Source organism: Pseudomonas bharatica, from assembly GCF_048586865.1.
In the GTDB taxonomy this organism is placed as follows: Bacteria; Pseudomonadota; Gammaproteobacteria; order Pseudomonadales; family Pseudomonadaceae; genus Aquipseudomonas; species Aquipseudomonas bharatica.
Genome location: NZ_JBMAWR010000009.1, coordinates 87542 through 114495, shown reverse-complemented (window position 1 = coordinate 114495; position 26954 = coordinate 87542). Strand labels below are relative to the sequence as shown.

Annotated in this window: 25 protein-coding genes; 14 read left to right on the top strand and 11 right to left on the bottom strand. The window is 65.2% G+C overall.

The features are described from left to right. Positions 1–28: 28 nt before the first annotated feature. The 3 genes from purD (at position 29) to ACKLLE_RS12835 (ending at position 4872) form a co-directional block, all read left to right on the top strand. Positions 29–1324: a phosphoribosylamine--glycine ligase gene (purD, locus tag ACKLLE_RS12845; RefSeq protein ID WP_009398704.1), complete on the top strand. Its 1296-nt coding sequence runs from the start codon at positions 29–31 to the stop codon at positions 1322–1324. Between the two features lie 135 nt (positions 1325–1459). After that, the gene (locus ACKLLE_RS12840; protein WP_037060011.1) at positions 1460–4237 is read left to right on the top strand and encodes a hybrid sensor histidine kinase/response regulator; all 2778 of its coding nucleotides are present in this window, start codon (positions 1460–1462) and stop codon (positions 4235–4237) included. Positions 4238–4275: 38 nt separating this feature from the next. Beyond that, a complete protein-coding gene (locus ACKLLE_RS12835; protein ID WP_420058196.1) occupies positions 4276–4872 on the top strand; it encodes a MarC family protein in 597 nt (198 codons plus the stop codon). Here ACKLLE_RS12835 and ACKLLE_RS12830 read toward each other — a convergent pair whose 3' ends face one another. From ACKLLE_RS12830 to ACKLLE_RS12815, 4 genes are all read right to left on the bottom strand, one after another. Beyond that, positions 4873–5493: a hypothetical protein gene (locus ACKLLE_RS12830; RefSeq protein ID WP_420058195.1), complete on the bottom strand. Its 621-nt coding sequence runs from the start codon at positions 5491–5493 to the stop codon at positions 4873–4875. It abuts the gene before it with no gap. A gap of 11 nt (positions 5494–5504) precedes the next feature. Continuing rightward, the gene (locus ACKLLE_RS12825; protein ID WP_420058194.1) at positions 5505–6146 is read right to left on the bottom strand and encodes a hypothetical protein; all 642 of its coding nucleotides are present in this window, start codon (positions 6144–6146) and stop codon (positions 5505–5507) included. A gap of 42 nt (positions 6147–6188) precedes the next feature. Further along, entirely contained in the window at positions 6189–6884 is a 696-nt protein-coding gene (locus tag ACKLLE_RS12820) for a hypothetical protein (protein WP_064301570.1), read from the bottom strand. A 109-nt stretch (positions 6885–6993) separates the two neighbouring features. After that, on the bottom strand, positions 6994–7308 hold the full coding sequence (locus ACKLLE_RS12815) for a helix-turn-helix domain-containing protein (RefSeq protein ID WP_009398693.1): 315 nt from the start codon (positions 7306–7308) through the stop codon (positions 6994–6996). 374 nt (positions 7309–7682) lie between these two features. Here ACKLLE_RS12815 and ycaC (ACKLLE_RS12810) point away from each other — a divergent pair, with 374 nt between their 5' ends. After that, positions 7683–8309: an isochorismate family cysteine hydrolase YcaC gene (ycaC, locus tag ACKLLE_RS12810; RefSeq protein WP_009398691.1), complete on the top strand. Its 627-nt coding sequence runs from the start codon at positions 7683–7685 to the stop codon at positions 8307–8309. A 62-nt stretch (positions 8310–8371) separates the two neighbouring features. Here ycaC (ACKLLE_RS12810) and ACKLLE_RS12805 read toward each other — a convergent pair whose 3' ends face one another. The 3 genes from ACKLLE_RS12805 to ACKLLE_RS12795 form a co-directional block, all read right to left on the bottom strand. Then, positions 8372–8881: a DUF6708 domain-containing protein gene (locus ACKLLE_RS12805; protein ID WP_420058193.1), complete on the bottom strand. Its 510-nt coding sequence runs from the start codon at positions 8879–8881 to the stop codon at positions 8372–8374. A 257-nt stretch (positions 8882–9138) separates the two neighbouring features. Then, complete coding sequence (locus ACKLLE_RS12800) at positions 9139–12342, bottom strand: T6SS effector BTH_I2691 family protein (protein WP_420058192.1); 3204 nt, start codon at positions 12340–12342, stop codon at positions 9139–9141. Continuing rightward, on the bottom strand, positions 12339–13286 hold the full coding sequence (locus tag ACKLLE_RS12795) for a hypothetical protein (protein ID WP_420058191.1): 948 nt from the start codon (positions 13284–13286) through the stop codon (positions 12339–12341). The genes ACKLLE_RS12800 and ACKLLE_RS12795 overlap by 4 nt, the downstream gene beginning before the upstream one ends. Positions 13287–13550: 264 nt before the next feature. Here ACKLLE_RS12795 and ycaC (ACKLLE_RS12790) point away from each other — a divergent pair, with 264 nt between their 5' ends. Then, complete coding sequence (gene ycaC, locus ACKLLE_RS12790) at positions 13551–14177, top strand: isochorismate family cysteine hydrolase YcaC (protein WP_420058190.1); 627 nt, start codon at positions 13551–13553, stop codon at positions 14175–14177. Between the two features lie 112 nt (positions 14178–14289). Here ycaC (ACKLLE_RS12790) and cobJ read toward each other — a convergent pair whose 3' ends face one another. Genes cobJ through cobG form a run of 4 tightly spaced genes read right to left on the bottom strand, consistent with a single transcriptional unit; the run spans position 14290 to position 18671 of the window. After that, positions 14290–15978: a precorrin-3B C(17)-methyltransferase gene (cobJ, locus tag ACKLLE_RS12785; protein ID WP_420058189.1), complete on the bottom strand. Its 1689-nt coding sequence runs from the start codon at positions 15976–15978 to the stop codon at positions 14290–14292. After that, positions 15978–16709 (bottom strand): precorrin-2 C(20)-methyltransferase, encoded by a 732-nt coding sequence (locus tag ACKLLE_RS12780; protein WP_064301567.1) that lies wholly within the window; start codon positions 16707–16709, stop codon positions 15978–15980. Before ACKLLE_RS12780 ends, cobJ begins: the two co-directional genes overlap by 1 nt. Then, complete coding sequence (locus ACKLLE_RS12775; RefSeq protein WP_009394293.1) at positions 16709–17335, bottom strand: precorrin-8X methylmutase; 627 nt, start codon at positions 17333–17335, stop codon at positions 16709–16711. The genes ACKLLE_RS12780 and ACKLLE_RS12775 overlap by 1 nt, the downstream gene beginning before the upstream one ends. Further along, on the bottom strand, positions 17328–18671 hold the full coding sequence (cobG, locus tag ACKLLE_RS12770) for a precorrin-3B synthase (RefSeq protein ID WP_420058188.1): 1344 nt from the start codon (positions 18669–18671) through the stop codon (positions 17328–17330). Before cobG ends, ACKLLE_RS12775 begins: the two co-directional genes overlap by 8 nt. A 103-nt stretch (positions 18672–18774) precedes the next feature. Here cobG and cbiE point away from each other — a divergent pair, with 103 nt between their 5' ends. The 9 genes from cbiE to ACKLLE_RS12725 all read left to right on the top strand — a co-directional run bounded on the left by cbiE (position 18775) and on the right by ACKLLE_RS12725 (position 26921). Next, positions 18775–19980, top strand: a complete 1206-nt coding sequence (gene cbiE / locus ACKLLE_RS12765; protein ID WP_420058187.1) for a precorrin-6y C5,15-methyltransferase (decarboxylating) subunit CbiE — start codon at positions 18775–18777, stop codon at positions 19978–19980. Further along, the gene (locus ACKLLE_RS12760) at positions 19973–21067 is read left to right on the top strand and encodes a cobalt-precorrin-5B (C(1))-methyltransferase (RefSeq protein WP_420058186.1); all 1095 of its coding nucleotides are present in this window, start codon (positions 19973–19975) and stop codon (positions 21065–21067) included. Before cbiE ends, ACKLLE_RS12760 begins: the two co-directional genes overlap by 8 nt. Next, entirely contained in the window at positions 21064–21795 is a 732-nt protein-coding gene (locus ACKLLE_RS12755; protein WP_420058185.1) for a cobalt-precorrin-6A reductase, read from the top strand. Before ACKLLE_RS12760 ends, ACKLLE_RS12755 begins: the two co-directional genes overlap by 4 nt. Positions 21796–21868: 73 nt before the next feature. Then, complete coding sequence (locus tag ACKLLE_RS12750; RefSeq protein ID WP_064301562.1) at positions 21869–22306, top strand: NfeD family protein; 438 nt, start codon at positions 21869–21871, stop codon at positions 22304–22306. A gap of 37 nt (positions 22307–22343) precedes the next feature. Next, positions 22344–23198 (top strand): SPFH domain-containing protein, encoded by an 855-nt coding sequence (locus tag ACKLLE_RS12745; protein WP_009394300.1) that lies wholly within the window; start codon positions 22344–22346, stop codon positions 23196–23198. Positions 23199–23406: 208 nt separating this feature from the next. Next, positions 23407–23793: a DUF2946 domain-containing protein gene (locus ACKLLE_RS12740; RefSeq protein WP_420058184.1), complete on the top strand. Its 387-nt coding sequence runs from the start codon at positions 23407–23409 to the stop codon at positions 23791–23793. 49 nt (positions 23794–23842) lie between these two features. Next, positions 23843–24316 (top strand): copper chaperone PCu(A)C, encoded by a 474-nt coding sequence (locus ACKLLE_RS12735; protein WP_420058183.1) that lies wholly within the window; start codon positions 23843–23845, stop codon positions 24314–24316. Positions 24317–24335: 19 nt separating this feature from the next. Further along, positions 24336–24761: a DUF2946 domain-containing protein gene (locus ACKLLE_RS12730; RefSeq protein ID WP_009394306.1), complete on the top strand. Its 426-nt coding sequence runs from the start codon at positions 24336–24338 to the stop codon at positions 24759–24761. 81 nt (positions 24762–24842) lie between these two features. Then, positions 24843–26921, top strand: coding sequence for a TonB-dependent copper receptor (locus tag ACKLLE_RS12725; RefSeq protein WP_420058182.1), 2079 nt, complete (start codon positions 24843–24845; stop codon positions 26919–26921). The last annotated feature ends 33 nt before the right edge of the window (positions 26922–26954 follow it).

Genomic DNA, 26954 nt, shown 5'->3' with positions numbered 1-26954 from the left:
ACAGCATTAGCGTCATCGAGGTTTGCACATGAACGTTTTGATCATCGGCAGCGGCGGCCGTGAGCACGCCCTGGCCTGGAAAGTCGCCCAGGACCAACGGGTCGAGAAAGTCTTCGTCGCCCCCGGCAACGCCGGCACCGCCACCGAAGCCAAGTGCGAGAACGTCGCTATCGACGTGCTGGCCCTGGAGCAACTGGCCGACTTCGCCGAGAAGAACGTCGCGCTGACGATCGTCGGCCCCGAGGCACCGCTGGTTGCCGGTGTCGTCGACCTGTTCCGCAAGCGTGGCCTGGACTGCTTCGGCCCGACCGCCGGCGCCGCCCAGCTGGAAGGCTCGAAGGCCTTCACCAAGGACTTCCTGGCCCGCCACAGGATTCCGACCGCCGACTACCAGAACTTCACCGAGATCGAACCGGCCCTGGCCTACCTGCGCGAAAAAGGCGCACCGATCGTGATCAAGGCCGACGGCCTGGCCGCCGGCAAGGGCGTGATCGTCGCCATGACCCTGGCCGAAGCCGAAGACGCCGTGCGCGACATGCTCGCCGGCAATGCCTTCGGTGAAGCCGGCTCGCGCGTGGTCATCGAGGAATTCCTCGACGGCGAGGAAGCCAGCTTCATCGTCATGGTCGACGGCGCCAACGTGCTGCCGATGGCCACCAGCCAGGACCACAAGCGTGTCGGCGACGCCGATACCGGCCCGAACACCGGCGGCATGGGTGCCTACTCCCCTGCGCCAGTGGTCACCGCCGAGGTGCACCAGCGCGTCATGGACCAGGTGATCTACCCGACCGTGCGCGGCATGGCTGCCGAAGGCAACGTCTACACTGGCTTCCTTTATGCAGGCCTGATGATCGACAAGGCCGGCAACCCGAAGGTCATCGAGTTCAACTGCCGCTTCGGCGACCCGGAAACCCAACCGGTGATGCTGCGTCTGGAGTCGAGCCTGGTGCTGCTGGTCGAGGCCGCGCTGGCCAAGGCCCTGGACAAGGTCGAAGCGGTCTGGGATCCGCGTCCGAGCCTGGGCATCGTCCTGGCGGCCGGCGGCTATCCTGGCGATTACGCCAAGGGCGCGCCGATCAAGGGCCTGGGTGCCGCGGCCGCGCTGCAAGGCAAGGTGTTCCATGCCGGTACCGCCCTGAAGGACGGCCAGGTCGTCACCAGCGGCGGCCGCGTGCTCTGCGCTACCGCCCTGGGTGATACCGTCGAGGCCGCCCAGCAACAGGCTTATCGCCTGGCTGCGGAACTCGACTGGGAAGGCGCTTTCTACCGCAAGGACATTGGCTACCGTGCCATTGCCCGCGAGCGGGGCGAGCATCAGGAGTAATCCGTCGGCACGCAGGCGCAGCGCCTCTCTGGCGCGCCTTGCGGCCGGTCGGCAGGGCCCCGCCGGGGGCCTTGCCTTGGACTTGGCACGCCGCGCATAGTTGTGCACCGGCATCACGCTAGGAAGGGATATTTCGTGCGTTGGCTCAGGACTGCCATTGGAATCGTCGTCAGCTTGCTGACCCTGCTCTGCCTGCCACCGGCGTCCGCCGATTCCGGCAGCGGCTGGGCCGTTCTGCTCGATACCCAAGGCAACCTGCAACTTGGCGATATCCGCTCCGAGCGCTACCGCAACCAGTTCAGCCCCATCGAACCCGCCCAGCTCAACGCCGCCGCGCCCAACCAGGCCCTGTGGCTGCACCTGCGCCTGCCCCCCGGGCAGCAGGAACAGGTCATCCGTATCTTCGCCCCCGATCTTTCCCGTCTGGATCTCTATGTCCTGGACGGCAACAACCTGCTCCAGCAAAGCCATGACGGTCGGCGCAGCGACAGCGGCCTGCTGACCTTGGGCAGCAGCGACCACCTGCTGTCCCTGCCCGCCAGCCCGGTGGCCCTGGACGTCTACCTGCGGCTGGTTTCCGAACACCAGTTGCGCCCTGGCATCACCCTGCTGCCTGCCGTCGAAGCCGCCGCCGACCAGCGCCGGCCGCTACTGTTCGGCCTGCTGATCGGCTGCCTGGGCATGCTGGTCCTGCACAACCTGGCCCGCTTTGCCTATTCGCGCTCGGCCACCAGCCTGTGGCTGGCCGGCTACCATCTGCTGATGCTGCTCAGCGCCCTGATCCTGCTCAACCTGAGCGGCCCGTGGAGTCTCTGGCACAGCGCGCGGACCCCGGCGGCCTACCTTACGGTGATGCTCGCCACCCTCTGCGGCCTGGCCTTTACCCAGCGCTTCTTCGCCCCGCTGGGGCCATCACCGGTCAATCGCCTGCTGCACGGCCAGATGTTGCTGGTGGTGTTCTGCGGCCTGTTGCTGCTGTTCGTCGATACCCTGCCGCTGAACCTGATGACCTACGTCCTGGTCGCCCTTGGCTGCCTGAGCATGCTGGTCATCGCCGCGTGGCATTGGTACAAGGGCTTTGCCCCGGCACGGCTGTTCGCCCTGGCCATGCTGATCTTCAACCTTGGCTGCCTGGTGGTGCTGCCGGCCCTGCTCGGCCTGACCCGCACACCGACCCAATGGTTGATGTTCATCCTCCTGGGCCTGAACGTGGTCAGCGGCCTGCTGCTCAACCTGTCGGTCAGCGAGCGCCTGCGCAGCATCAACGAGCAACGGGTCAGCGCGAGCCGCGAACAGGCGGCGAGCAACGCCGAGATCAACGCCAAGGCCGAGTTCCTGGCCAAGATCAGCCATGAGATCCGTACCCCGATGAACGGCGTGCTGGGCATGACCGAACTGCTCCTGGGCACGCCGTTGTCGGTCAAGCAGCGCGACTACGTGCAAACCATCCACAGCGCCGGCAACGAGCTGCTGACCCTGATCAACGAGATCCTCGACATTTCCAAGCTGGAGTCCGGGCAGATCGAGCTGGACGACGTGCAGTTCGATCTCAATGCGCTGATCGAGGACTGCCTGGGCATCTTCCGGGCCAAGGCCGAGCAGCAGAACATCGAACTGATCAGCTTCACCCAGCCCCAGGTGCCGCGGGTCATCAGCGGCGACCCGACGCGCCTGCGCCAGGCCATGCTCAGCCTGCTGGACAACGCCCTGAAGAAGACCGACCACGGCGAGATCCTTCTGGTGGTGGCCCTCGACCAGCGCGGCGACAGCCCGCGCCTGCGCATTGCCGTACAGGATAACGGCGAAGCCATGCAGGCCGCCGAGCGCGATGCCCTGCTGCAGGCCGAGTTGCACAGCAAGCATTTCCTTTCCAGCAACAAGCTCGGCGGTCACCTCGGCCTGGTCATCGCCAAGCAACTGGTCAACCTGATGCACGGCGAATTCGGCATCAAGACCAGCCACAACCAGGGCAACACCCTGTGGCTGACCCTGCCCCTCGACGCCCAGCGCCTGGAACAGCCGGCCACCGACCTGGACGCCTCGCTGCGTGGCGCGCGGGTGCTGGTAGTGGACGACAACGACACCTGCCGCAAGGTCCTGGTCCAGCAATGCGGCGCCTGGGGCATGAACGTCAGCGCCGTGCCCTCGGGCAAGGAAGCCCTGGCCCTGCTGCGCACCAAGGCGCACCTGCGCGACTACTTCGACGCGGTCCTGCTCGACCAGAACATGCCGGGCATGACCGGCATGCAACTGGCGGCGAAGATCAAGGAAGACCCGAGCCTGAACCACGACATCCTGCTGGTGATGCTCACCGGCATCAGCAACGCGCCGAGCAAGATCATCGCGCGCAATGCCGGGGTCAAGCGGATCCTCGCCAAGCCGGTGGCCGGCTACACCCTCAAGACCACCCTGGCCGAAGAACTGGCCCAGCGCAGCCTGGCCCCGCCGCCAAGCCTGGCGCCGCCGCCCAAGCCAATGCCGATCGAATTGCCGGCGGATTTCCGCATCCTTGTCGCCGAGGACAACAGCATCTCCACCAAGGTCATCCGCGGCATGCTCGGCAAGCTCAGCATCGAACCGGACACCGCCAGCAACGGTGAGGAAGCGCTGAAAGCAATGAAGGCTCGCCAATACGACCTGGTGCTGATGGATTGCGAAATGCCGATACTCGACGGTTTCTCGGCGACCCAGCAACTGCGGGCCTGGGAAGCCGCGAGCGGCCGCCCGCACACGCCGGTGGTAGCCCTGACCGCCCACATCCTTGCCGAACACAAGGAGCGTGCACGCCAGGCGGGAATGGACGGGCACATGTCCAAGCCGGTGGAATTGTCGCAACTGCGCGAGCAGATCGAGTACTGGGTGGCCCGTCGCGAACAGACACACCCACCGGCGGATGCGCCGCTGTCACACTGATACACTTGCCCGCCTCTGCCCTTTCGCGAGCCCCGACCATGCTCCATGAGTTGTTCAGCGTTTATCTGAAGATGCTCGTGCTCTACAGCCCGTTCTTCGTGCTGTCCTGCTTCATCAGCCTGACCCGCGGCTACTCCAGCAAGGAGCGCAAGCACCTGGCCTGGAAAGTGGCGATGGGCGTGCTGATCGCCAGCGTGTTGCTGTACCTGTTCGGGCGGGTGATCTTCGGCGTGTTCGGCATCACCCCGGACGCCTTCCGCATCGGCGCCGGCAGCGTGCTGTTCATTTCGGCGCTGGGCATGGCCCAGGGCAAGTCGGCGGTGCAGACCGACAACGTGCAGCAGGATGTGACCATCGTGCCGCTGACCATTCCCCTCACCGTCGGCCCGGGCACCATCGGCGCCCTGTTGGTGATGGGGGTTAGCCAGCCGCACTGGGATGACAAGGCGCTGGCCATCGTCAGTATCGCCCTGGCCAGTGCCACCGTCGGCCTGGTGCTGTACCTCTCCAACCGCATCGAGAAGATCCTCGGCGACCAGGGCCTGCAGATCGTTAGCCGGCTGATGGGCCTGTTCGTCTGCGCCCTCGCGGCCCAGATCATCTTTACCGGGATCAAGGGTTACCTGTTGTCCTGATCACAACTCGTAGATGTCTTCCAGCAGGGCCTTGAGCAGGCGTTGCCGGACCTTGTCGCCGAACTGTTGCTCGAAGAGCCTGGCATTGAACCGTACCAGTTCGGCACGTACCCGGCGGCTGGTGCGCTCGCGATAGAGAAAGCCGTTGCCCAGTTCCTCGCGGTCGAGGTCCTCGTGATACAGGACCATGTCGACGTATCCCGGCCGGTTCACCCGGCACGGCAGCAACTGGAACGAGGTCGCCTCCAGTGAGCGTTGCTCGAAGCGAAACAGCGCCGGCTGGACCAGCCCCAGGGTATCGATGGACCAGCGGGTAATGTGCGAGTACTCGGGGCCAGCCGCCGCCCCGATGCGTTCGAGCATGGCCTCGCGTACCGAGCGCCGCTCCAGGTCGGGGTCGAACGGCTCGCGCGGCGAGGTCGCGTCCCAACCCAGGAATTTCAGTTGCTGGCGATAGTAGTCATAGCCATCGCTGACCTGCCCGCTGTCGACCACCTCCCGGGTTGCCCGCTGGGCGAACAGCATGGCGGTCTGCACACGTTCGCGCATGTCTTTGTCGATACCCGGGAAAAAGGACATCAGGGCATTGCCGACCACGGCCGCCCGAAGTTGCTCTGTCATGCTTGGTTTCCTCAATGAAGGGTAAGGCCGGCCGGCAATCGGGCGAAACCGTCGCGCTCGCTATCGCGCATCTCGGGTGCAGGCTCGGCCAGCAGGCTTTGGAAATACAGGTCGCCGCGCAGGGTCGCGCCGGCCAGCGGCGCCTTCAGCCACTGCTGGTCGAGGATGGCGCTGGTCTCCAGGGCGATGCTGCACAGGCTGAGCTGCGAGCCGGGACTCAGCACGCCCAGCTCCAGCACCAGCCGGGTGATGCCGCCACGGGCCTGCAAGGCGCTGCGAGAAAGCTGTGTCAGCCCCGGTGGGTTCAGCAGCAGCGAATCGATGCCCAGTTCCAGCAACTCGCCCAATTCGCTGTGCTGGCTGCCCAGCCACAGCAACAAGGGTTGGGTCGGCGACAGCAGGGTGCGGCCGCCGGCGGTTTCAACGCTCTGGCAACTGTGCGTAACCCGCCAGCCGCGTCGCCCGAAAGCATTGCGATAGGCGCGGTACCAGCGCCGGTACTGGTCGAAACGCGATGCCATGACTCCGTCGGCAAGGAGTTGCGCGTGATGCAATGAGCCAAGCGCATGATTGCGCTCCAGCTCACTGACCTGCGGGGCGACCAAAACCAGGCTGCCCCCGGTGATCCACATCGTATAGCCGTCGACATCCATGTCCGTTCACTCCATAAAATCGCCGGGGGCAAGCCGGCCAGGTCAGATGTCGTAGTCCATGATCCGCGACACCGCCCGCTCACCCAGGCGCTGCTCCACCAGGTCCCGTGCCTTGGCGTAGATCTGGGTGTTGAACGACAGGGCCGCCGTGCTGCGGTAGGTTGCCGAGGTGTTGCTGTCCCAGTCGAACAGCACGGTATCGAGGTCTTCCTTGCGCACGGTGCGCTGGATCGCACCCAGGGCCATGACTACCTCGCCATCCTTGGTCTCGATGCACGAGGCCACACCGACCATCACGTTGGATTGACGGTACAGGCTGCGCTTGAACAGGGTCAGCGCCTCTTCGTTCTTGTTCAGGCCGCCGATGGCCTTCTCCGCGAAGGCACCCAGCGCCTGGACCAGCGGACCGCCGCTCAGCAGGCTGGAAGCAGCCACCTGCACGGCCTGGACCGCCACGTTGGCGAGTTTCAAGGACTGGGCGGTATCGCTGGCCTTTTCATGGGTGCGCCGGGCTACGGCCCAGCCGCAGTCGGTCATGGCTTCGAGGAAATAATCGAACCAGGCTTCGCTCAGGGTGAGCTGGTTGTGTCGTTTATTGGCGACCAGGGAGGCGAACAGGTAACTGTTCTTCACGTCCTGGCGGTTCTGCGCAGTCATGCCGGCGCCGAAGGCCAGCAGCGAACTCTCCACCACGGCGGCGGAGCTGAGATCGAGGGGTTGGTTGGTGTCTTGGGTCATTGCAAAGTCCTTCTTGGCTGTGCCCTCCAGGTGGAGGGAAGGCCAAGGTACGTTGCAACGGGCGGGGGGTCAGGAACGAAGTTTTTCCCCTAAAGGCCTGGTCGCCGGGTCAATGAGCCAGTTCGTGCGACAGCTCGGGATGCCTGACGATAAGACGCATCAAGCAAAGCACTCCACCTGGCGGAACATGGCGCCCTTGCTCCCAGTCACGGAGTGTCGCTACCGGCGTGGCGATGCGCTTGGCGAACATAGCCTGCGTCAAGCCAGAACGCTCTCGCGCCTGACGCACCAGCATCTGTTCGGGAGTCGTGACTCGCCCTGCTCCGGCCTTGGCTTCCTGAAGGGCTTGGCGAAGGTCTGGAATGAGCTCGCCAGCATCGGCCTCGATGGCCTTGGCAACCGCCTCGATATCAATGTCACGCATATCACACCACCTTGCCGATTTCAGCGGGGATCTGCTCCGGGAACGACATCACCAGCTAATGGATTCAGTGCTATCCAGTCGATGAATGCCACCCGCTCATCGTCAGACCACAGCTTGGCGGCATTTTTCTGAAACGTGGGTGTTTCTATGACTGTTCGCATCGCTGGAGAGTACGGGAGTCCCGTACTTTGCGGGAGTATGGCTGGCCCGGTCGTTCGTTTCAAGATGCGTCTGACCGGCACTCTTAATTGTCCACCGTAAGCAGACAGTCATACCGTTTCCACGTGATTTATCCCTTTTCGAGAAACCCCTAATCTGGCCACACCTAGCGGCAACCACCCAAAACACACTTCTCGAACAAAAGGATTTCCACCATGACCAACGCCACCTACAACCGCCTGAACAAAGACGACGCCGTAGTCCTGCTGGTCGATCACCAGACCGGCCTGATTTCCCTGGTGCAGGACTTCTCGCCGAACGAGTTCAAGAACAACGTGCTGGCGCTGGCCGACCTGGCGAAATTCTTCGAGCTGCCGACCATCCTCACCACCAGTTTCGAGCAGGGCCCGAACGGTCCGCTAGTGCCAGAGCTGAAAGAAATGTTCCCGGACGCCCCGTACATCCCGCGCCCAGGCCAGATCAACGCCTGGGACAACGAAGACTTCGTCAAGGCGATCAAGGCCACCGGCCGCAAGCAGCTGATCATCGCCGGCGTGGTAACCGATGTGTGCGTGGCTTTCCCGACCCTGTCGGCGCTGGCCGAAGGCTTCGACGTGTTCGTGGTGACCGACGCTTCCGGCACCTTCAACACCACCGTGCAGCAGGCCGCGTGGAACCGCATGACCCAGGCCGGCGCGCAGATGATGAACTGGTTCTCGGTGGCCTGTGAGCTGCACCGCGACTGGCGCAACGATATCGAAGGGCTGGGCAACCTGCTGTCGCAGCGGATTCCCAACTATCGCAACCTGATGAACAGCTACGCGGCATTGACTGCCAAGTAATAGTTAAATGAAAGAAGCCCGCTCGGTAAGAGCGGGCTTCTTCGTTTTTAGAGCAATTACGGTCAAGGAGCTGTTCTCGATTCCAGATCCATATCGGCAGGCCACTCGACCTTCGGGGCCAGCCGCATGGCGATGTTGCACCACAGCACATCGTTGTGATCCCAAGGCGGGCCGGGGGGCGGCAGCGCCTCGGGACCTTGTTGCATGTAGGTGCAGACGTAGGCCCAGGCATGGGCGTCGGCGCCCATGGCGGTAAGGGGAAAACGGTCGATGACTTCGTTGGTGCCGGGCTTGACGATGGAAAGCTCGACGCCCCATTGGAAGATGATGCCGCCTTGGGCGGTGGCATGACGCCTGCTCCAGCGTTCGGCGCGGACTTGGGACCAGTCGTAGGCTACTGGGGTTACTTGCCAGCGTTCGAAGGGATTCCACCAGCGGTATTTGAAGTTGTAGGCGTAGAGGCGTTGGCGGGGGCGATTAAATCGGAGGGGTAAATCTCGGGGAGGCTCTACATCGAACTTCCAGAAAAACAATACACTCCAAGTTCCCAATGGCACTGAAAAAGCAAACATCATCCATTCTTCAGCGCTTAGCTCACGCCAATCTAATAGTAGAAACCACCAAAGCACTATTAGCTGAACACCAATAAATGGTGCGAACCAAATTACTACTCCCCTAACGAGAGCCGAAGCCCGACGTAGCTCTAGAAAGACCTCATCTTGATGGTTGGGAGTATCAAGACCAAGAGCCGGCGCTAATACAGGCATCTCGTAAGGGCCCGGTAGATCCTCCTGCCAGCCGGGACATGGGGGGGCGAGCTTGGGTCCTTTCATACTAGGCCCCATCCCCGCCAAGTACTGATCTTGTCTTCTTTTACAATCAGCCTAGCAACACCTGCTTCATCACTCTTGTCGGGCCAGTAAGACACTTCAAGTTCAAGAGCATAAACACCAGGAGATCCGAAGAAGCTTATGGAACCTTTGATTTCAAGGGTTTCCGCTTGCGCATCGTACCGAATGATCGGGGCCGACGTTTCCGGGTGGTAGTCCGGATTCTTCCACGAAGCCGGAGCCGGCAAGGGCTCATTCCCCCCTCCTTCTCTGCCGCGAGCGATGATCTCTCCCAAGGACGCCCCAATTCGAAAAACCTGTAATGCCCATTCGTAATTTGACGCGTCTGCTTTGTAGCCAGGCAGGACTATTTTGTAGTCCAGGAAAATTCCGGCAGGGACTGCATCTCCGACGGGAATTCCGCCGGTCTGCTGCGCATTGATGTTGATTGCGGCGTCTGCGGTCAATCCCAGTAGTGCCGCATTCAGTGCACCAGTCGCTGTGTCCATCTCCTCCGGCTTCGTCCAGCGGCGGTGTTCCTCTGGAAGCCCCCACAGGGAGTGTCGTGCCCAGAGCTCCATGGAGTCTGACTCTAGCTTTTTCGCCCACACCGCCAATCCATAAGCGGCAAGACCCAGTAATACCGCTACCGAGAGTGGGAGGAGTGCTATTGCTGCTGGAGCCAAGGAACCGACTCCACCTGCCGCTGCGGAAATTGCTGCTGTGACGGCGGCAAATCCATAAGCATTCCTCGCTTCCTTATCACCAGCTCCATGCGTACGCCCAGCCGCCAACGCATACTGCACCCCCTCCACCGCACTCGCCATCGCCACCAACGCCCCGCCGTACTGCACGATCCGCGCGCCCATCGCGAGCTGTTCCACAGCCCCTGTCACTCCAGTCACCCGGGTGGTCAGGTCAGGCCGCAGGATATGAACCGTTGCCCCGACAACCTCCACCCCGGCCCCCATCACTCCGACCGACGCCGACATCACCGCCGCCGCGGCCTCGGCATCCCCATCGCCCACCGACTTGAGCAGGCCTTCGTAACTTCTGAGCAGGGCATCCTGCTGGAACCACAGGCTGCCCAGGGCCAGGGCCAGATTCATCTTGCCGTTGCCGGTGGCTTTCGCAGCGTTGCGCAGGCTGAGCATCGAATCCCGCGCCAGCAGGCGGGCGACCTCGGCATTGACGGTCAGGTTGCGCGCCAGGTCATCCATCGTTCCCGTGAGCGCGGTGGTGCCAATGCTGACGTGGCGCAGGGCGTCGCCGATGCCATCACCCAGGCCGACCCGCAACGTATCCAGCCGCGATTGCAGCGACTCTGCGCTCTCCAGCGTCCAGACCTTGATATCGATCAGCCTGGAATGGCTGCTCGCCAGCGCTGGCGTGAACTGCCCTTTCAGCAGCATCGCCCGCACCTTGCGCTCGGCCGGCTTGCGGAATTGCCGGTCGAGCTGCGCGATGACACGCTCGGTCCCTTCGTACAACACCTCATTGAGCAAGGTGAGGTATTCGCCCACCTTGAGCGAAATGGTCAATTGCGTGACCTGCACACCGTTGAAACGCAGCAAGGCCTCCCGATGCAAGTGCCCCACCAGTGCCCTGGCCTCCTTCGACAGTTGCTTGCCGAGGGCATAGCTGGCCGTGGCACCGGCCGCGAGCAAGTCGCCGATGGCGTTCTGCACGGGCTCGACCATGAGCTGCCTGCCCTGCGGGGTGTCGATGTAGGTCTTGATGCTGTGGTAGATGCGGGTCCGCTCGTCCTTGAGCAAATCATCGGTCAGTTGCTCGAGCAGCACCGTGTCCTTGGCAAGCAGCGCCTGGTAGTAAAGGCTGTCGCGGTTCTCCAGCTGATTCTTCCACAGGCCCTGGGTGGGGCCGATCCTGCCATCTTCGACCAGATCGGTCGGGCCGCCGACCTGGCACGTGGCCAACATGCGGGTAAAGGCCTTGACCGATTCCTGGGTGGAAATGCTGTAGTCGTTGACCGCAGCCAGTTGGAAGGCGGCGCCATCGTGATGCTCGGCATAGGGCCGGCCGACGTCGTCGATGATTCGTTGCCAGTCCGCCAGGGTCTTCTGGTAGTGGTCCTGGAAAAGCTTGCGGGCCGGTTCGTCGTAGCGGTCTCCGAGCCGCTCGCCTGCATCGGTCTGCGCTTCGGCGATCCGGCGTTGCTTTTCCTGCTCGAGATCGAGGCTCGGCAAGGGTGACCTGTAGGACTGGGGCGAGGCGTTGTAGTGGTTACGTGCCTCGACGGCTGCTGTTGCCTCCTCGATGGCCCGCTCTTTAGCCCTTTCAAGCTGTACGTCACGGATCCCGAGCAACGCCTGGGAGGTGAAGAACTCCAGGTTGCGCTGCGGCTCGGCGCGCCACTCCTGCATGGCCTGGCAGCGGGCCAGGCGCTGGGCATTGAGCTCCTGCACCATGCCGACAGGATCGGGCAGGACCAGGGCCAGCACGCCGTTGGGCAGTTTCTCCCGCTGGATCAGCGTACGGATATAGCCCCTGAAGGCCCGCAGCCGTTGGTTGCGTCCGTAAAAGCCGTGCACGCTGCGAAAGTCCCCGGCTATCGACTGGGCGTATTCGAGGATCTTCTCGGTCTGCAGGTTGAGCTCGGTCATGGCGAAACCAACGCTGGCAGGGTCATCCCGTGCGGTCTTGAGGACGAGCTTGTAGAAGCGCTCGCCGAACTTCCTGCCGCCGGCCGCACCATCGCGCAAGTAGGCATCCAGCACCGTCTCGGGCCAGGGATCGTTGGCGATGGCGAGCCAGGCGGTGGAAAACTTGTCGGTGTCGATATTGATGAAGGCGGCGGGCATATCGTGGTCGGCCCGGATGCAGCGCAACGGAATCGGGGCTGGCTCCTCCCGGGGGATCTCGTACGGAGGGAATTGACGCAGCATGCCCTCCGGGGTGATCTGGTAGGCCTGCCACTCCCGTCGGTCGAGCAGCACATAGAGAAAACCGCGACGCAGGGTACGAGGCTGGCCGATATGCATGCGTACGGCCTTGACCTCGGAACCGCGGGTCAGCGGCAGTGCCTGGGTATGCCAAGGTTCCGGAGCATAGGCCGCACGCAGGGGCAGGATTGGCAGGCCCTGCCGCTCGCAGAGGCGGCAGCCCCCGCTGGACAAGGGATCGGCTTCCCGGGTCGATGCATCGAGATCGAGGCCGAAATTGAATTGAAGATCGAAACTCATGTGTAGTCCTCCGCACGGGGCAGGTCGTAGACGATGCGCCGCCAGGTGGCCTCGCTGTAGCTTGCAAAATGACTTTGCAGGCCCAGGGTCCCGGCTCGCGCCTGGGCGATGTCGCGCTGGATGTCCGGGTGCCCGGGCAGATTCGGGTGGAAGAACACCCGGTGCAGGCTGAGGGAGATGAGATCGCTGCTGGCTTCAAGGCCAAGCCGGCGGGCGTCGCGGATCAGGCGAAAGCCATGAATGGCAGCCTGGGGTGGCAGAAGGGTGGGGCCTTTCCAGAGCCAGGGGGCAAAGCGTGGAGGCTTGCGCAGGGCATGACGCCAGACGGCGAGGAACCTGTTGACCACCGGAGCCAGTTGCTGGCTTTGCCTGGCCGTTGGCGAGAGCTCCGGTTCGCCGTAACAGGCTCTCCCGGCGAGTGGGGTAAAACCACCCCAACTGAGCGGGAGCAGCCAGAATCCCACCGGGCTCAGCAGCTCACCGGCCCGGGTGTTCATGGCCGCAAACAGCAGTTCCAGTCTCAGCGGTTCGAACCAGGATGAGGGGTCTTGATCGTCGCCAGCGGTAGTGTCGCAGCGGGTCGCGATATGGTTCGCGATGACGTCAAGAGGCCGGGGGCTGAGCAGCCAGCCACAGATATAACGCTTGCGGTAAACGAGATCCCACTCGGCATAGTCGGCACTGAGTTCGAGATAGCGTCGTGCCGCCGCCTCACCGGGTTTCGCCAGTTGGACAAGCGCGGGACAGTACTCCGGGCTATGGGCCAGGTCGGGACGCAGGACCCGCGTGACAGCGTCGGCACCCAGCGACTCGATCAGGGACGGGACGCTGAGCGGATGATCCAGTGCGCATTCAGCCTGTCCGTCCACCAGCAGGTAAAGGTAGTCGTCCTGGGTACGGTACTGCTCGGCAAAATTGGCGACGAGTTCGATGCCGCTGGCCATGCGGACCTCCTGAGGAAGAAATTCCGTTGGGATCCTGAATGCTGGTCAGCAGTGACGGATATAGGAAAAGTCCCAGGGCAAGGTGTGAAACTGCTGAGCATTTGCTGGTGGGCTTTCCCGCAGAAGCTACGCCTCGAATTGTCTACCTGAGCGAGACAGTCATACCGTTTTCAACTGATTTATCCCTTTTCGAGAAACCCCTAATCTGGCCACACCTAGCGGCAACAACCCAAACCAAACTTCTCGAACAAAAGGATTTCCACCATGACCAACGCCACCTACAACCGCCTGAACAAAGACGACGCCGTAGTCCTGCTGGTTGACCACCAGACCGGCCTGATTTCCCTGGTGCAGGACTTCTCGCCGAACGAGTTCAAGAACAACGTGCTGGCGCTGGCCGACCTGGCGAAATTCTTCGACCTGCCGACCATCCTCACCACCAGCTTCGAACAAGGCCCGAACGGCCCGCTGGTGCCGGAGCTGAAAGAGATGTTCCCGGACGCCCCGTACATCCCGCGCCCAGGCCAGATCAACGCCTGGGACAACGAAGACTTCGTCAAGGCGATCAAGGCCACCGGCCGCAAGCAGCTGATCATCGCCGGCGTGGTAACCGATGTGTGCGTGGCTTTCCCGACCCTGTCGGCGCTGGCCGAAGGCTTCGACGTGTTCGTGGTGACCGACGCTTCCGGCACCTTCAACACCACCGTGCAGCAGGCCGCGTGGAACCGCATGACCCAGGCCGGCGCACAGATGATGAACTGGTTCTCGGTGGCCTGTGAGCTGCACCGCGACTGGCGCAACGACATCGAAGGGCTGGGCAACCTGCTGTCGCAGCGGATTCCCAACTATCGCAACCTGATGAACAGCTACGCGGCGTTTACTGCCAAGTAACCAGCAAAACAGATCCACTCGGATCTTGTGGGAGCGGGTTCACCCGCGATTGCAGTAGTGAATCCACCATCGCAATCGCGGGTAAACCCGCTCCCACAGGGTCCGTGTGATGCTATCGGTACCACCGCGGCGTATACACCCACTCGCCACCGTCAGCCCGGGCAAAAGTCCGGGTCGTCGAAGACCCCACCAGCACCATCGTGCGCATGTCCACCATCTCCGGCTCCAGCTCGCCCAGGGTCAGCACCTTCAGCGACTGCCCCGGCCGGGCGATATCGCGGCCGAGCACCACCGGCGTGGCGGGGTCGCGATGACGACGGACGATATCCAGCGCCTGCCCCAACTGCCACGGACGGGAACGGGAGATAGGGTTGTAGAAGGCCATCGCGAGGTCGGCCTGGGCGGCAAGGTCGAGGCGTTTCTCGATGATCGACCACGGCTTGAGGTTGTCCGACAGCGAGATCACGCAGAAGTCATGCCCCAGCGGCGCTCCGGCCTGGGCTGCGGTCGCCAGCGATGCCGAGATCCCCGGCAGCATTTCCAGCTCAACCCGGTGCCAGGCCGGATCGTCCGACGCTTCCAGCGCTTCCAGCACCGCCGCGGCCATGGCGAACACGCCCGGGTCGCCGGACGACACCACGATCACCGACCGCCCTTGCGCCGCCAGTTCGAAGGCGTGGCGGGCACGCAGCAGTTCTTCGCGGTTGTCGGTGCAGTGCAGCACCTGGTCCTCACGAAACGGCCCGGCCATGCGCACGTAGGTTTCATAGCCCAGCACATCGTTGGCCCGGGCCAGTTCGGCCTTGACCGCCGGCGCCATCAGTTCGGCAGCGCCAGGGCCGAGGCCGATCACCGCCACCCGGCCACGGGCGCGGCCGATATTTGCCGGGTCGATGGGCTCGGCCGCCACGGCAAGCGCCAGGCCGTCACCGATCACCTGCGGCGCGAGCAATTGCGGCAGGGCCCGGGCGGCCAGGTCGCTGGCCGACGCCCCGGCAGCGAAACGCAACGGCACGCCCAGTTCGGCAGCCGCAGCGTGCAACGCCGCGTCGGCCATCTCCTCCTCGTTGGCCAGCAGGCAAGCCAACGACGCTTCGGCGATCTTCGCCTGGTGCAAGGCAGCCCGCACCGCGGCCGCCAGTTCCGGCACCGCCGCCGACACCGCCACCAGCACGCAGCGCGGATGGATCAGCAGTTCATTGGCCGCTGCCTCACGCTCGCCACACCCCACATGGATGGTCAACTGCGCCGCGTCGCTCTGCGGCAGACGGGCCTCGTCCAGCCAAGGTGCGGCGCCTTCGATACGCACGCTTTCCCCGGCCAGCAGGTCGGAGACAAAGCGCTTGCCCAGCTCCAGGTCCGCCAGCGCATAACCGCTCGGTGGATTGAGCAGGCAAGTGCCGAAACGCAGCTCGCCGCTGGTGGTGATCGCCGCGGCGACGCCCAGCCCGGCCGCGATCTCCCGCGCCATCACGTTCACTCCGCCCAGCCCGCCGAGCAGCGGCACCACCGCGCTGCCATCCTCGGCCACGGCCAGCACCGGCGGCTCGGCGCCCTTCTCCAGCAATACGCTGGCGAGGCTGCGGATGACGATGCCAGCAGCGCACAAGGCAATGATCGGCGTGTCCTGTTGGTAGAGCTGGCGCAGGGTCGTGCCGAACTCCTGGTAGCTACGGTCGACTTCCTCGACCCGGCCGGCCAGGCCATGGATCAGGGCGTCGGGATAGAAGCGCTGGATCTTCCGGGCGGTGTCCAGGCTGCCCTTGCCGAGCACGACAATGGCGGGTGCGCGTCGGGTCATCAGCCTTGCCACCTTTCGCCGGGAACGATGATCAGCGAGAAGTAGGGCGAAGACTGCGGATCGACTTCATCCAGCGCGACGATCTTCTGGTTGGCCATGGTCGCCCGCTCGACGTACAGCGCGCGCCGGTCCAGCCCCAGCTCGGCAAGCACCGCACGGACCTTGGGGAAATTGCGTCCCAGCTTCATGATCACCGCCGCATCGGCATCGGCCAGGCGCCGCTTGAGTTCGTCGTGCGGCAGCACGCCGGAAAGCACCGACAGGCTCTGGTTGCGATACACCAGCGGCGCGCCGAGCACCGAGGCGCCACCGAGCATTGAGCACACGCCCGGGATCACCTCGGCCTGGTAGCGCTCGGCGAGCCGGTCGTGCAGGTACATGTAGGAGCCGTAGAAGAACGGATCGCCCTCGCAGATCACTGCCACATCGCGCCCGGCATCCAGGTGCGCGGCCACGGTCACGCTGGCTTCGTCGTAGAAATCGCTGATCACCTGCTCGTAGGACAGCGGCGCCGGCAGGGCTTCGGTCGTCACCGGGTAGACCAGCGGCAGCAGGGTCTGCTGGCTTTGCAGGTGCTGCTCGATGATGCCGAAGGCATTGCCGCGCTTGCCCTTGGCGACGAAGTACGCCACCACCGGCGACTCGCGCAGCAAGCGCAAGGCCTTGAGGGTGATGAGTTCGGGATCGCCGGGGCCGACGCCCAGGCCGAGCAAACGTCCGCGGGCCTGCATCATTCAACCTCCGTGGCGAGGGCGTTGACTGCGGCGGCGGCCATGGCGCTGCCCCCCAGGCGACCGTCGACGATCACGAACGGCACGCCACGGCTGTCCGCCGCAAGCATCGCCTTGGACTCGGCGGCGCCGACGAAGCCCACCGGGAAGCCAAGGATGAGCGCTGGTTTCGGCGCGCCGGCATCGATCATTTCCAGCAGGTAGAACAATGCTGTCGGGGCGTTGCCGATCACCACCACGCTGCCTTCCAGGTGTGGCCGCCACAGTTCGAGGGCCACGGCGGAACGGGTGTTGCCCAGCTCCCGGGCGAGGTCCGGCACGCTTTCGTCGCGCAGGGTGCAGATCACTTCGTTGTTGGCCGGCAGGCGCGCGCGGGTAATGCCTTCGGCGACCATCCGCGCGTCGCAAAGAATCGGTGCGCCCTTGGCCAGGGCTTCGCGTCCGGCCTTGCCGGCGCCTTCGGAGAAACGCAGCGCGTCCACCACCTCGACCATGCCGCAGGCATGGATCACCCGCACCGCGAGCTTTTCCAGGTCGGCCGGAATCCGCTCCAGGCGGGCCTCCTGGCGAATGATGGCGAAGGAGTTGCGATAGATCTCCTGGCCGTCGCGGATGTAATCAATCATCGAGGGTTGCTCCGTGGCGGGCGTCCAGGGTGGCGCCCGCTTCTTCCAATGTCAGGTTGCGCCCGGCAAGGGTGCCGGGGCCCGGCTGGGCCGGGTCGTGAAAATACAGGTCGTAGCGCCCGGGACCGACCGCCAGCAAGGTGCTCGGCGCAGTGTGGGCCATGGCGCAGGAACGTTTGCAGCCGCTCAGGTGGACGCCACCCACCGGGCCGAGCCGATGCAGCGCCAGGGCAAGCTGCACGGCATCCGCCTTGGTATCGGCCAGGCCCTTGGCGCAGCCGGCCGAGCCGGTGCAGGCGACCACCCCGGCCATCGGCGCGGCGGGATCGATGATCAGCCCGAGGCAAGCCAGGCCTGCCAGCACCCGCTCGGCCTGCGCCGCTGCCACATTGGGCAGCAGCACGCTTTGCCAGGGGGTCATGCGCAGGCTGCCGTCGCCCAGCTCGCGGGCCAGTGCGGCGATCCCACGCAGTTGTACGGCGTCCAGGCGTCCGAGTGGCGCCAGGGCACCGACGGCAACACGCCCGGGCTGTCGCTGCGGATAAATTCCCAGGTGCAGGGCACGGTCAAGCCCTTGGCGGCGCCAGCTGGTCACGGCGCTATCGCGGCGCAGGTCCAGCGCCAGGCCATCGAGGAATGGCTCCACGCCCAGGCTCGAAAGCAGCTGGCGCATTCGCGACTGCCCGGCGTCGGCCAGGTCGAGAAAACGCTCCAGCACCGCTCGCACCAGCGCAAGGCCAGCGTCCGGGGGCACCGCCGCCAGCGGTGCGTCATGCCCGGGACAGCCAGCGAGGCCGAAGGCCAGCCACAGCTGGTCGTCCAGGAGCAGCGGCGATAGCCAGAGGTCGTGGGGATGCCAGAGCATCGCCAGGTTCTCGCCGCCGTCGAGCTGCACGGCGAACTTGGCCGACAGCTCATGGAAACGCGGCGTGGTCTGCAGCAGATCGAGGATCCGCGCCCCCAGCGGCCGGGTGTCCAGCAGCATCGCCGGGTCCAGGCCGGCGGCGGGGCTGAGCATCAGGTTGCGCACATCGTCGCCGGCCGCGTCCCGCGGGCCGAGGCCGGCGTCCAGCAAGCGGGCGACCAGGCCCTGATGATCATCACCTACGCCGCGAATCTGCAGGTTGCTGCGGTTGGTCACCTCGATCACCCCACCAGCGAAGCGCTCGGCAGCCGCAGCGACGGCCTCGGCCTGGTCGGCCTCGAGGTGCCCGGCATCGAGCTTGATCCGCGAGATGCCGCCATCGAGCGCCTGGACGATGCGCCACAACCCCGGACAGGCCGAGGGGCGAAGGGCTGGGGTTGGGCTGGATGGGTTCAAGGGGTGGTCCGTCAATCGTGGAAAAGGCGCCGGGTGCCGGAAGGCGCGGTATTATGCCTGCTTTGCCCGGCGGCGGGCCAAGCCTGCCGGTCGGATTGCCCCGCAAACGAGGATCGGCATGGCGCCCTGGTTAACCGTAGTAGGAATTGGCGAAGACGGCTTCGGCGGCCTCGGCAAGCAGGCCCGGCGGGCGCTGCTGGGCGCTGCGAAGGTGTTCGGCAGTGCGCGCCAGCTGGAATTGCTGCCGCACTGCCTGAAAGCCGAGCGCCTGCCGTGGCCCAGTCCGTTTTCCCTGGCGCCGGTCCTGGCCCTGCGCGGCGAGCCGGTGTGCGTACTGGCCAGTGGCGACCCGATGTTCTACGGTGTCGGCGCCAGCCTGGCGCGGCAGGTGCCGGCCGAAGAGCTGGACGTGATCAGCGCGCCCTCCTCCTGTTCCATCGCCGCCGCCCGGCTTGGCTGGCCGTTGCAGGAGGTGGTGATCGTCTCGGTGGTGGCCCGTCCTCTCGCCCGGCTCGCCGCCCATCTCTACAGCGGCCAGCGCCTGCTGGTGCTGTGCAACGATGGCAGCAGCCCCGCCGCCATTGCCGCCTTGCTGCGCGAACGGGGTTTCGGCCCGAGCCGCCTGACGGTGCTGGAACACCTGGGCGGCCCCGCCGAACGCCAGTTGCATGGCAGTGCCAACGACTGGAACCACGGGCCGGCCGCCGACCTCAACCTCCTTGCCATCGAATGCCTGGCCGATGCCAACGCGCCTCGCCTGTCGCCACTGGCCGGGCTGCCCGACAGCGCCTTCCGCCATGATGGCCAGATTACCAAGCGCGATGTCCGTGCCATCACCCTGGCCCGCCTCGCCCCGCGTCCGGGCGAACTGCTCTGGGATGTCGGTGCCGGCAGCGGCTCCATCGGCATCGAGTGGATGCGCGCCCATCCAGCGTGCCGGGCATTGGCCGTCGAAGCCGACGAGGGCCGCCAGCAACTGATCGAACTCAACCGCGACGCCCTCGGCGTTCCTGGCCTGCAACTGGTCCGCGGCCGCGCGCCGCAGGCGCTGCAGGGGCTGGAACAGCCGGACGCGATCTTCATCGGCGGCGGCGTCACCCTTCCCGGCGTGCTGGAACATTGCTGGGAGCAACTGCGCCCGGGCGGTCGCCTGGTGGCCAACGCCGTGACCCTGCAAAGCGAGGTACGCCTGATGGACTGGCGCGAGCGCCACGGCGGCGAGCTGACCCGCATCCACGTAGCCCAGGCCCAGCCCCTCGGCGCCTTCGATACCTGGCGCCAGGCCCTGCCGATCACCCTGCTCGAAGCCATCAAGGATGCGTGAAGAAAGCGCCGAACAACCGGCACCGCTGCGCAGCGGCCTGACCACCGGCAGCTGCGCAACCGCCACCAGCCTTGCCGCCGCGCGCCTGCTGCTGACCGGACAGGCCCACGATGCCGTGCAGATCACCTTGCCCAAGGGCAAGCAGGTGCAGATGCGCCTGGAGTTCTGCCGCCTGCATGAAGATGGCGCCGAAGCGGGAACCTTGAAGGATGCCGGCGACGACCCGGACGTTACCCACGGCGCCCTGCTCTACAGCCGCGTGCGCCTGCTCGACCAGCCTGGCGTGCGCTTCGTCGCCGGCAAGGGCGTCGGCACCGTGACCCGCCCCGGCCTGGTGCTGGCGGTGGGTGAGCCGGCGATCAATCCGGTGCCGCGCAGCATGATGAGCGGGCACCTGCAGCAGCTTGCCGATGAATGTGGCTACGCCGGTGGATTCGAGGTGACGGTGAACGTGCAGGACGGCGAAAGCCTGGCCCTGAAGACCATGAACCCGCGCCTGGGCATTCTCGGCGGGCTATCGATCCTCGGCACCAGCGGCATCGTCCGGCCCTTCTCCTGCTCGGCCTATATCGCCTCGATCCACCAGGGCATCGATGTGGCCAAGACCAACGGCTACGAACACATCGCCGCCTGCACCGGCAACGCCAGCGAAGACACCATGCGCCGGGTCTACAACCTGCCGGAAATCGCCCTGATCGAGATGGGCGACTTCGTCGGTGCGGTGCTCAAGCACCTGCGCAAGGTACCGGTGGCGCGACTCAGCCTGTGCGGCGGCTTCGGCAAGATCAGCAAGCTGGCCGCCGGGCACATGGACCTGCACAGCCGGCATTCCAGCATCGACCTGCCGCAACTGGCCGGATGGGCCGCTGCGGTGGGCGCCGATGACCACCTGCAGGCTGCCATCATCCAGGCCAACACCAGCCAGCAGGCCCTGGCCCTGGCCCATGCCGCCGGAATAGCACTGGGCGATGCGGTCTGCGCCCATGCCCTGGCCTTCGCCCGCAGCGTGGTGCCGGCGCAGGTGCAGGTGGAAGTCTTCGCCATCGACCGCCAGGGCGGCATCGTCGGCAAGGCGGGCGTTCAATGAGCCGGCGCTTGCTGTTGCTTGGCGGCGTGGCCGAGGCGCTGCAGATCGCTCGTCGCCTGGGGCCACGGCATGTCTACAGCCTCGCCGGGGTCGGCCGGGTGCCGGACGATCTGGCCTGCCAGGTACGGGTGGGTGGTTTTGGTGGAGCCGAGGGGCTGGCGGATTACCTGCGCAACGAGGGCATCGATCTGCTGGTCGACGCAACCCATCCCTACGCCGCGCAGATCAGCACCAATGCCGCGCGGGCGGCAACCCTCGCCGGGATTCCCTGCTGGGCCCTGCGCCGCCCGGCCTGGGAGGCGCAGCCGGGCGACGACTGGCGCGAAGTGCATGATTGGGCCGGACTGATCGACGCCCTGCGCCCGTTCCAACGGCCGCTGTTCACCCTCGGTCGCGAGCCACTGCAACACCTGGACGAAATCCCGCCGGAGCAGTTCTGGACCCTGCGTGCCCTCGACGCCTGCCCTGGCAACGAACGCTGCGAGGTGATCGGCGCCCGCGGGCCGTTCCACCTGGAGGACGAGCGGGCGCTTTTCGAGCGCCGTCGGATCGACGTGCTGATCAGCAAGAACAGCGGCAGCGGCGCTACCGAACCGAAGTTGCAGGTAGCCCGGGAACGCGGGGTCCCGGTGCTGATCCTGGCCCGCCCGGCACTGCCCGTGGTCGACCGGCACTTTTCCGATCCCGCCAGCCTGCTGGCGGCGCTCGGCACAGAACACTTGCTGTAATCGCCCGGCTATTGCCAATACCCGGGCAAGCGTTTCCAATGCGGCATCCCCTCACAACGCAAGGCTGCGGACTATGGAACTGCAATGGTGGATCTGGCTGGTACTGGGCTTCGGCCTGATCCTGCTGGAACTGGTGCTGCCTACCTTCTTCATCATCTGGTTCGGCATCGGCGCGGTGGCCGTCGGGGTGATCGCCGGCCTGGTGCCGGGGCTGTCGCTGGCCAGCGAACTGGTGATCTGGGTGGTGCTCTCGTCGCTGACCGTGGCCCTCTGGTTCAAGGTGTTCAAGCCGCGCCGGGCCGACAGGCGCTGGACCGCCGACGAAGTGCTCGGCGAAGTCGGCCTGCTGACCACAGCGGTATCCGAGTTCCACAAGGGCCGCGTGCGCTTCCAGAAACCGATCCTGGGCAACGAGGAGTGGACATGCGTCGCCAGCAGCGACATCGCTGCCGGCGAGCGGGTGCGCATCGTCGCCATCGAGGGCAATACCGTGCGGGTCGCCAGGGCCTGACAGGGTTCAAGGACATCATCAAGGAGCAAGAATCGACATGACCAGCCTGATCATCACCGCAACCATCGCCCTGTTCGTGCTCGTCACGGTGTTCAAGGGCGTGCGCATCGTGCCACAGGGCGAGGAATGGATCGTGGAGCGCCTGGGGCGCTACCACACCACCCTCAAGCCCGGCCTGAACATCCTCGTTCCGTACATGGACGTGGTCGCCTACCGCCTGCCGACCAAGGACATCATCCTCGACGTGCAGCAGCAGGAAATCATCACCCGCGACAACGCGGTGATCGTCGCCAACGCCCTGTGCTTCGCCAAGGTGGTCGATCCCCAGAAAGCCTCCTACGGCGTGGTGAACTACGCCTATGCCGTCACCAGCCTGACCATGACCTCGCTGCGGGCCATCGTCGGGGCCATGGACCTGGACGAAGCGCTGTCCAGCCGCGAGCAGATCAAGGCGCGGCTGCGCGAAGCGATGTCGGAGCAGACAGAAGACTGGGGCATCACCGTGCGCTCGGTGGAAATCCAGGACATCAAGCCGTCGCCAAGCATGCAGGCAGCGATGGAACGCCAGGCGGCCGCCGAACGTGAACGAAAGGCCGACGTGACCCGTGCCGAAGGTGCCAAGCAGGCGGCGATCCTCGAAGCCCAGGCCCGCCAGGAGTCGGCCAAGCTCGATGCCGCGGCCCAGGTCAACCTGGCGGAGGCTTCGGCCCAGGCCATCACCCTGGTGAAGAATGCCGTCGGCTCGGATGTGACCCCGGCCATGTACCTGCTGGGCGAGCGCTACATCAATGCCATGGAGAACCTGGCGGCAAGCGACAACGCCAAGATGGTGGTGCTGCCGGCGGATCTGCAGGAGGCTGTGCGAGGGATGCTCGGCCGGACCAAATCCTAAGACCGATTGCGGACCCTGTGGGAGCGGGTTCACCCGCGATTGCGTCGGTGACTCCACTACCGCAATCGCGGGTGAACCCGCTCCCACAGGGTTATGTGTCAGCCATGCTTTTTGCACAAGACTGCGGCACTTCATCGCACCCTCGTTTTTTACTTCCCCCGGATCTTCTGGCTAAATAGCCATCATCCAAATCCAACCGGATCAACCCATGCCCGCACACCGGCTTGCCCATGCCTGGATCGCCTGCTTCGCAGTGCTGTTCAATCTGCTGGCCATGCCGCTGTCCGCCTCCGCCGCCAAGGCACCCGCCGAGCAATTGTTGTGGGGCGCCTTCTGTTCCACCGGTGGCACCAAGCTGGTCGCTGTGTCCATCGGCCAGCTCGACCCCAGCCAGAGCAACGATGACCACGCCGCCATGCAGCATTGCTGGTGCTGCTCCGGCGCCGCCCCAGCCCTGGCCCTGCCCGGTACCCCCGCCCAGCTGACGCTACCCGAACATGCCGTGGCCAGCGCCCTCGATTCACACCCTCCGGCCCAGCCAACGCCCCGCGAACGCTGGCCGTCGCTCAATCCCCGCGCCTCTCCTTCGGTCTGATTCACCTACGCTCTTTACGCGCACAATCTGAATCGACCGGAGATGTCCCATGTTCAAGAACGCCCTGCTGCTGGCCGCCCTGTTGCTGCCCGCAGGTTTTGCCAGCGCCCACGAATACAACGTCGGCAACCTGCATATCGCCCATCCGTGGTCCCTGGCGCTGCCGCCGAACGCGCCCAATGTCGCGGCCTATTTCGTCATCGACAACAAGGGTGCCGAGGCCGACCGCCTGCTCAGCGTCGATACTCCGGTGAGCGACCGTTCCGAACTGCATGAGCACGTGATGAACGGCGATGTGATGCGCATGCAGCAGGTACCGAACGTCGCCGTGCCGGCCCACGGCCAGGTGACCTTCAGCCCCAGCGCCTATCACGTCATGATCATGCAGCCCAAGGACCGCAGCCTGCTGACCGACGGCAAGCGCTTCCCGCTGACCCTGCACTTCGAGAAGGCCGGCGACATCACCGTGGAAGTCGCGGTGCAGAAACAGCCACCGGAAGGGACCTCCGCGCACCAGCACTGATCGCTGATTACCGCTCGCCATGAGCCTCGCCCGTAGCGAACAGCACCGGCCACTGCGCCCTGGAAACAGGCGCGCGGGCTGGCTGAGCCTGTTCGCCATGCTGATGATCTTCGTCGGTCCGCTGGTTTCCCAGTCGATGCCGATGCAGCACGGCACGTCCATGCCCATGGAAATGGATATGGGCACGGGCATGCACATGGATGGCGGGCACCACGGCGACAACCACCACGGCGGCGATGCCTCGTTGCACGTGATGTGGGAGAAATGCGGCTATTGCAGCCTGTTCTTCCACTGCCCGGCCCTGCCGCAACAGCTCAGCCTGCTCAACAGCGAACCCCTCGCGACCGGCAATCGCCTGGTCGTCCAGCCGCGCCAGGGCCACCCGCGCCCGGCTTTCTTCCCCGGCGCCCGCAGCCGCGCGCCACCCGCCACATCGATCGCCTGACCACCGACAACAACGTGCTTCGCGGACGGCAGCCTGCCGTGCCCGTGTGCACCTTCATGACCGATCGATGTTGGAAAACCTATGTCCAGCTCCACCCCTGTCTATCGTTTGTCCCTGCGCGGGACCATCGCGCTGCTCTGCGGCAGCCTGCTCGCCCCGGTCGTCCTGGCTGCGGAAACCGGCCATGAGGGCCATGACCACGAGCCGGCCGAACTCGGCCCCACCGTCATCACCGCCGTGGCGCCCAGCTCGCCGCTGACCATCGTCACCAACCCAAAGGACCCGCGCCAGCCGGTACCGGCCAGCGATGGCGCCGATTACCTCAAGACCATCCCCGGCTTCTCGGCGATCCGATCCGGCGGCACCAACGGCGACCCGGTGCTGCGCGGCATGTTCGGCTCGCGCCTGAACATCCTCACCAACGGCGGCGTGATGCTCGGTGCCTGCCCGAATCGCATGGACGCGCCGACCTCCTATATCTCCCCGGAAACCTACGACCGCCTGACCGTGATCAAGGGGCCGCAAACGGTGCAGTGGGGCCCGGGCGCATCGGCCGGGACCATCCTCTTCGAGCGTGAGCCGGAAAAGTTCGGCGAACTCGGCACCCGGGTCAACGCCAGCCTGCTGGCCGGCTCCAACGGGCGCTTCGACAAGGTGCTGGATGCCGCTGCAGGCGGCCAGCAAGGCTATGTACGCTTCGTTGGCAATCAGTCGCGCTCCGACGACTACGAGGACGGTCACGGCGACACCGTGCCGTCGAAGTGGGACAAGTGGAACGGCGATGTCGCCATCGGCTGGACTCCGGACAGCGACACCCTGCTCGAACTCACCGCTGGGCGCGGCGATGGTGAGGCCCGCTACGCCGGACGCGGCATGGATGGCTCGCAGTTCAAACGGGAGAGCCTCGGCCTGCGCTTCGAGAAGTCGAACATCGGCGAGGTCTTCGACAAGATCGAAGCCCAGGTCTACTACAACTACGCCGACCATGTGATGGACAACTACAGCCTGCGCACGCCGTCCGGCACCGGGATGATGGCCGGCCCGATGGCGGCCAACGTCGACCGCCGCACCCTGGGCGCACGGATCAAAGGCACCTGGCGCTGGGAGGACGTGACCCTGGTCAGCGGCATCGACGCGCAGACCAACGAGCACCGCCAGCGCAGCAGCATGGGGGTCAACACCTACGGCAACCTGCCCTGGACCAAGGACGCCGATTTCCACAACTACGGCGTGTTCGGCGAGCTGACCTGGGAGCTGGACAGCCAGGATCGCCTGGTCAGCGGTGCCCGCCTGGACCGCGCCTCGGCGAAGGACTTCCGCCAGCGCACCGGCTCGGGAATGATGAGCATGCCCAACCCGACCGCCGGCGATACCCGCGCCGATACCCTGCCCAGCGGATTCCTGCGCTACGAACATGACCTGGTCGATATTCCCGCCACCACCTATGTCGGCCTGGGGCATGCCCAGCGCTTCCCGGACTACTGGGAGCTGTTCTCGCCGACCTACGGCCCGACGGGTTCGGTCAATGCCTTCGATGCGATCAAGCCGGAGAAAACCACCCAGCTCGACTTCGGCATCCAGTACAAGACCGAGGTCCTCGAAGCCTGGGCCTCAGGCTACATCGGCCAGATTCGCGACTACATCCTCTACGACTACAGCGGCGGCGCCAATGTCTCGCGTGCCGACAATATCGACGCGCGGATCATGGGCGGCGAGATGGGCGTGGCTTACCAACTGACCTCCAACTGGAAGGCCGACGCCACCCTCGCCTACGCCTGGGGCAAGAACAGCAGCGACGGCTCGGCCCTGCCGCAGATGCCGCCCCTGGAAAGCCGCCTCGGCCTGACCTACAGCGAAAGCGCCTGGAGCGCCGGAGCCCTGTGGCGCCTGATGTCGGCGCAGAACCGGGTGTCGGAGAACCAGGGCAACATCGTCGGCAAGGACTTCGACAAGTCCGGCGGATTCGGCGTGTTCTCGCTCAACGGTGCCTACCGCGTGAGCAAGAACCTCAAGCTCAGTGCCGGTGTCGACAACCTGTTCGACAAGGCCTATGCCGAGCACCTGAACCTGGCGGGCAACGCCGGCTTCGGCTACTCCGGCACGGAAACGGTGAACGAGCCGGGACGCACCTTCTGGACCAAGGTCGACCTGAGTTTCTGATCCAGCCCGGGCGCGGCCGCGTGCCGCGCCCCT

Coding starts and splice junctions, on each gene's coding strand:
- ACKLLE_RS12735 (WP_420058183.1), top strand. CDS start 23,843: ATGTTCAAGAACGCCCTGCTGCTGGCCGCCCTGTTGCTGCCCGCAGGT.
- ACKLLE_RS12725 (WP_420058182.1), top strand. CDS start 24,843: ATGTCCAGCTCCACCCCTGTCTATCGTTTGTCCCTGCGCGGGACCATC.
- purD (WP_009398704.1), top strand. CDS start 29: ATGAACGTTTTGATCATCGGCAGCGGCGGCCGTGAGCACGCCCTGGCC.
- ACKLLE_RS12800 (WP_420058192.1), bottom strand. CDS start 12,342: ATGAGTTTCGATCTTCAATTCAATTTCGGCCTCGATCTCGATGCATCG.
- cbiE (WP_420058187.1), top strand. CDS start 18,775: ATGGCGCCCTGGTTAACCGTAGTAGGAATTGGCGAAGACGGCTTCGGC.
- ACKLLE_RS12745 (WP_009394300.1), top strand. CDS start 22,344: ATGACCAGCCTGATCATCACCGCAACCATCGCCCTGTTCGTGCTCGTC.
- ACKLLE_RS12780 (WP_064301567.1), bottom strand. CDS start 16,709: ATGCAGGCCCGCGGACGTTTGCTCGGCCTGGGCGTCGGCCCCGGCGAT.
- ACKLLE_RS12730 (WP_009394306.1), top strand. CDS start 24,336: ATGAGCCTCGCCCGTAGCGAACAGCACCGGCCACTGCGCCCTGGAAAC.
- ycaC (WP_009398691.1), top strand. CDS start 7,683: ATGACCAACGCCACCTACAACCGCCTGAACAAAGACGACGCCGTAGTC.
- ACKLLE_RS12815 (WP_009398693.1), bottom strand. CDS start 7,308: ATGCGTGACATTGATATCGAGGCGGTTGCCAAGGCCATCGAGGCCGAT.
- ACKLLE_RS12830 (WP_420058195.1), bottom strand. CDS start 5,493: ATGACAGAGCAACTTCGGGCGGCCGTGGTCGGCAATGCCCTGATGTCC.
- ACKLLE_RS12775 (WP_009394293.1), bottom strand. CDS start 17,335: ATGATTGATTACATCCGCGACGGCCAGGAGATCTATCGCAACTCCTTC.
- ACKLLE_RS12835 (WP_420058196.1), top strand. CDS start 4,276: ATGCTCCATGAGTTGTTCAGCGTTTATCTGAAGATGCTCGTGCTCTAC.
- ACKLLE_RS12760 (WP_420058186.1), top strand. CDS start 19,973: ATGCGTGAAGAAAGCGCCGAACAACCGGCACCGCTGCGCAGCGGCCTG.
- ACKLLE_RS12750 (WP_064301562.1), top strand. CDS start 21,869: ATGGAACTGCAATGGTGGATCTGGCTGGTACTGGGCTTCGGCCTGATC.
- ACKLLE_RS12740 (WP_420058184.1), top strand. CDS start 23,407: ATGCCCGCACACCGGCTTGCCCATGCCTGGATCGCCTGCTTCGCAGTG.
- ACKLLE_RS12825 (WP_420058194.1), bottom strand. CDS start 6,146: ATGGATGTCGACGGCTATACGATGTGGATCACCGGGGGCAGCCTGGTT.
- ACKLLE_RS12820 (WP_064301570.1), bottom strand. CDS start 6,884: ATGACCCAAGACACCAACCAACCCCTCGATCTCAGCTCCGCCGCCGTG.
- ACKLLE_RS12755 (WP_420058185.1), top strand. CDS start 21,064: ATGAGCCGGCGCTTGCTGTTGCTTGGCGGCGTGGCCGAGGCGCTGCAG.
- cobJ (WP_420058189.1), bottom strand. CDS start 15,978: ATGACCCGACGCGCACCCGCCATTGTCGTGCTCGGCAAGGGCAGCCTG.
- ycaC (WP_420058190.1), top strand. CDS start 13,551: ATGACCAACGCCACCTACAACCGCCTGAACAAAGACGACGCCGTAGTC.
- ACKLLE_RS12795 (WP_420058191.1), bottom strand. CDS start 13,286: ATGGCCAGCGGCATCGAACTCGTCGCCAATTTTGCCGAGCAGTACCGT.
- ACKLLE_RS12805 (WP_420058193.1), bottom strand. CDS start 8,881: ATGTTTGCTTTTTCAGTGCCATTGGGAACTTGGAGTGTATTGTTTTTC.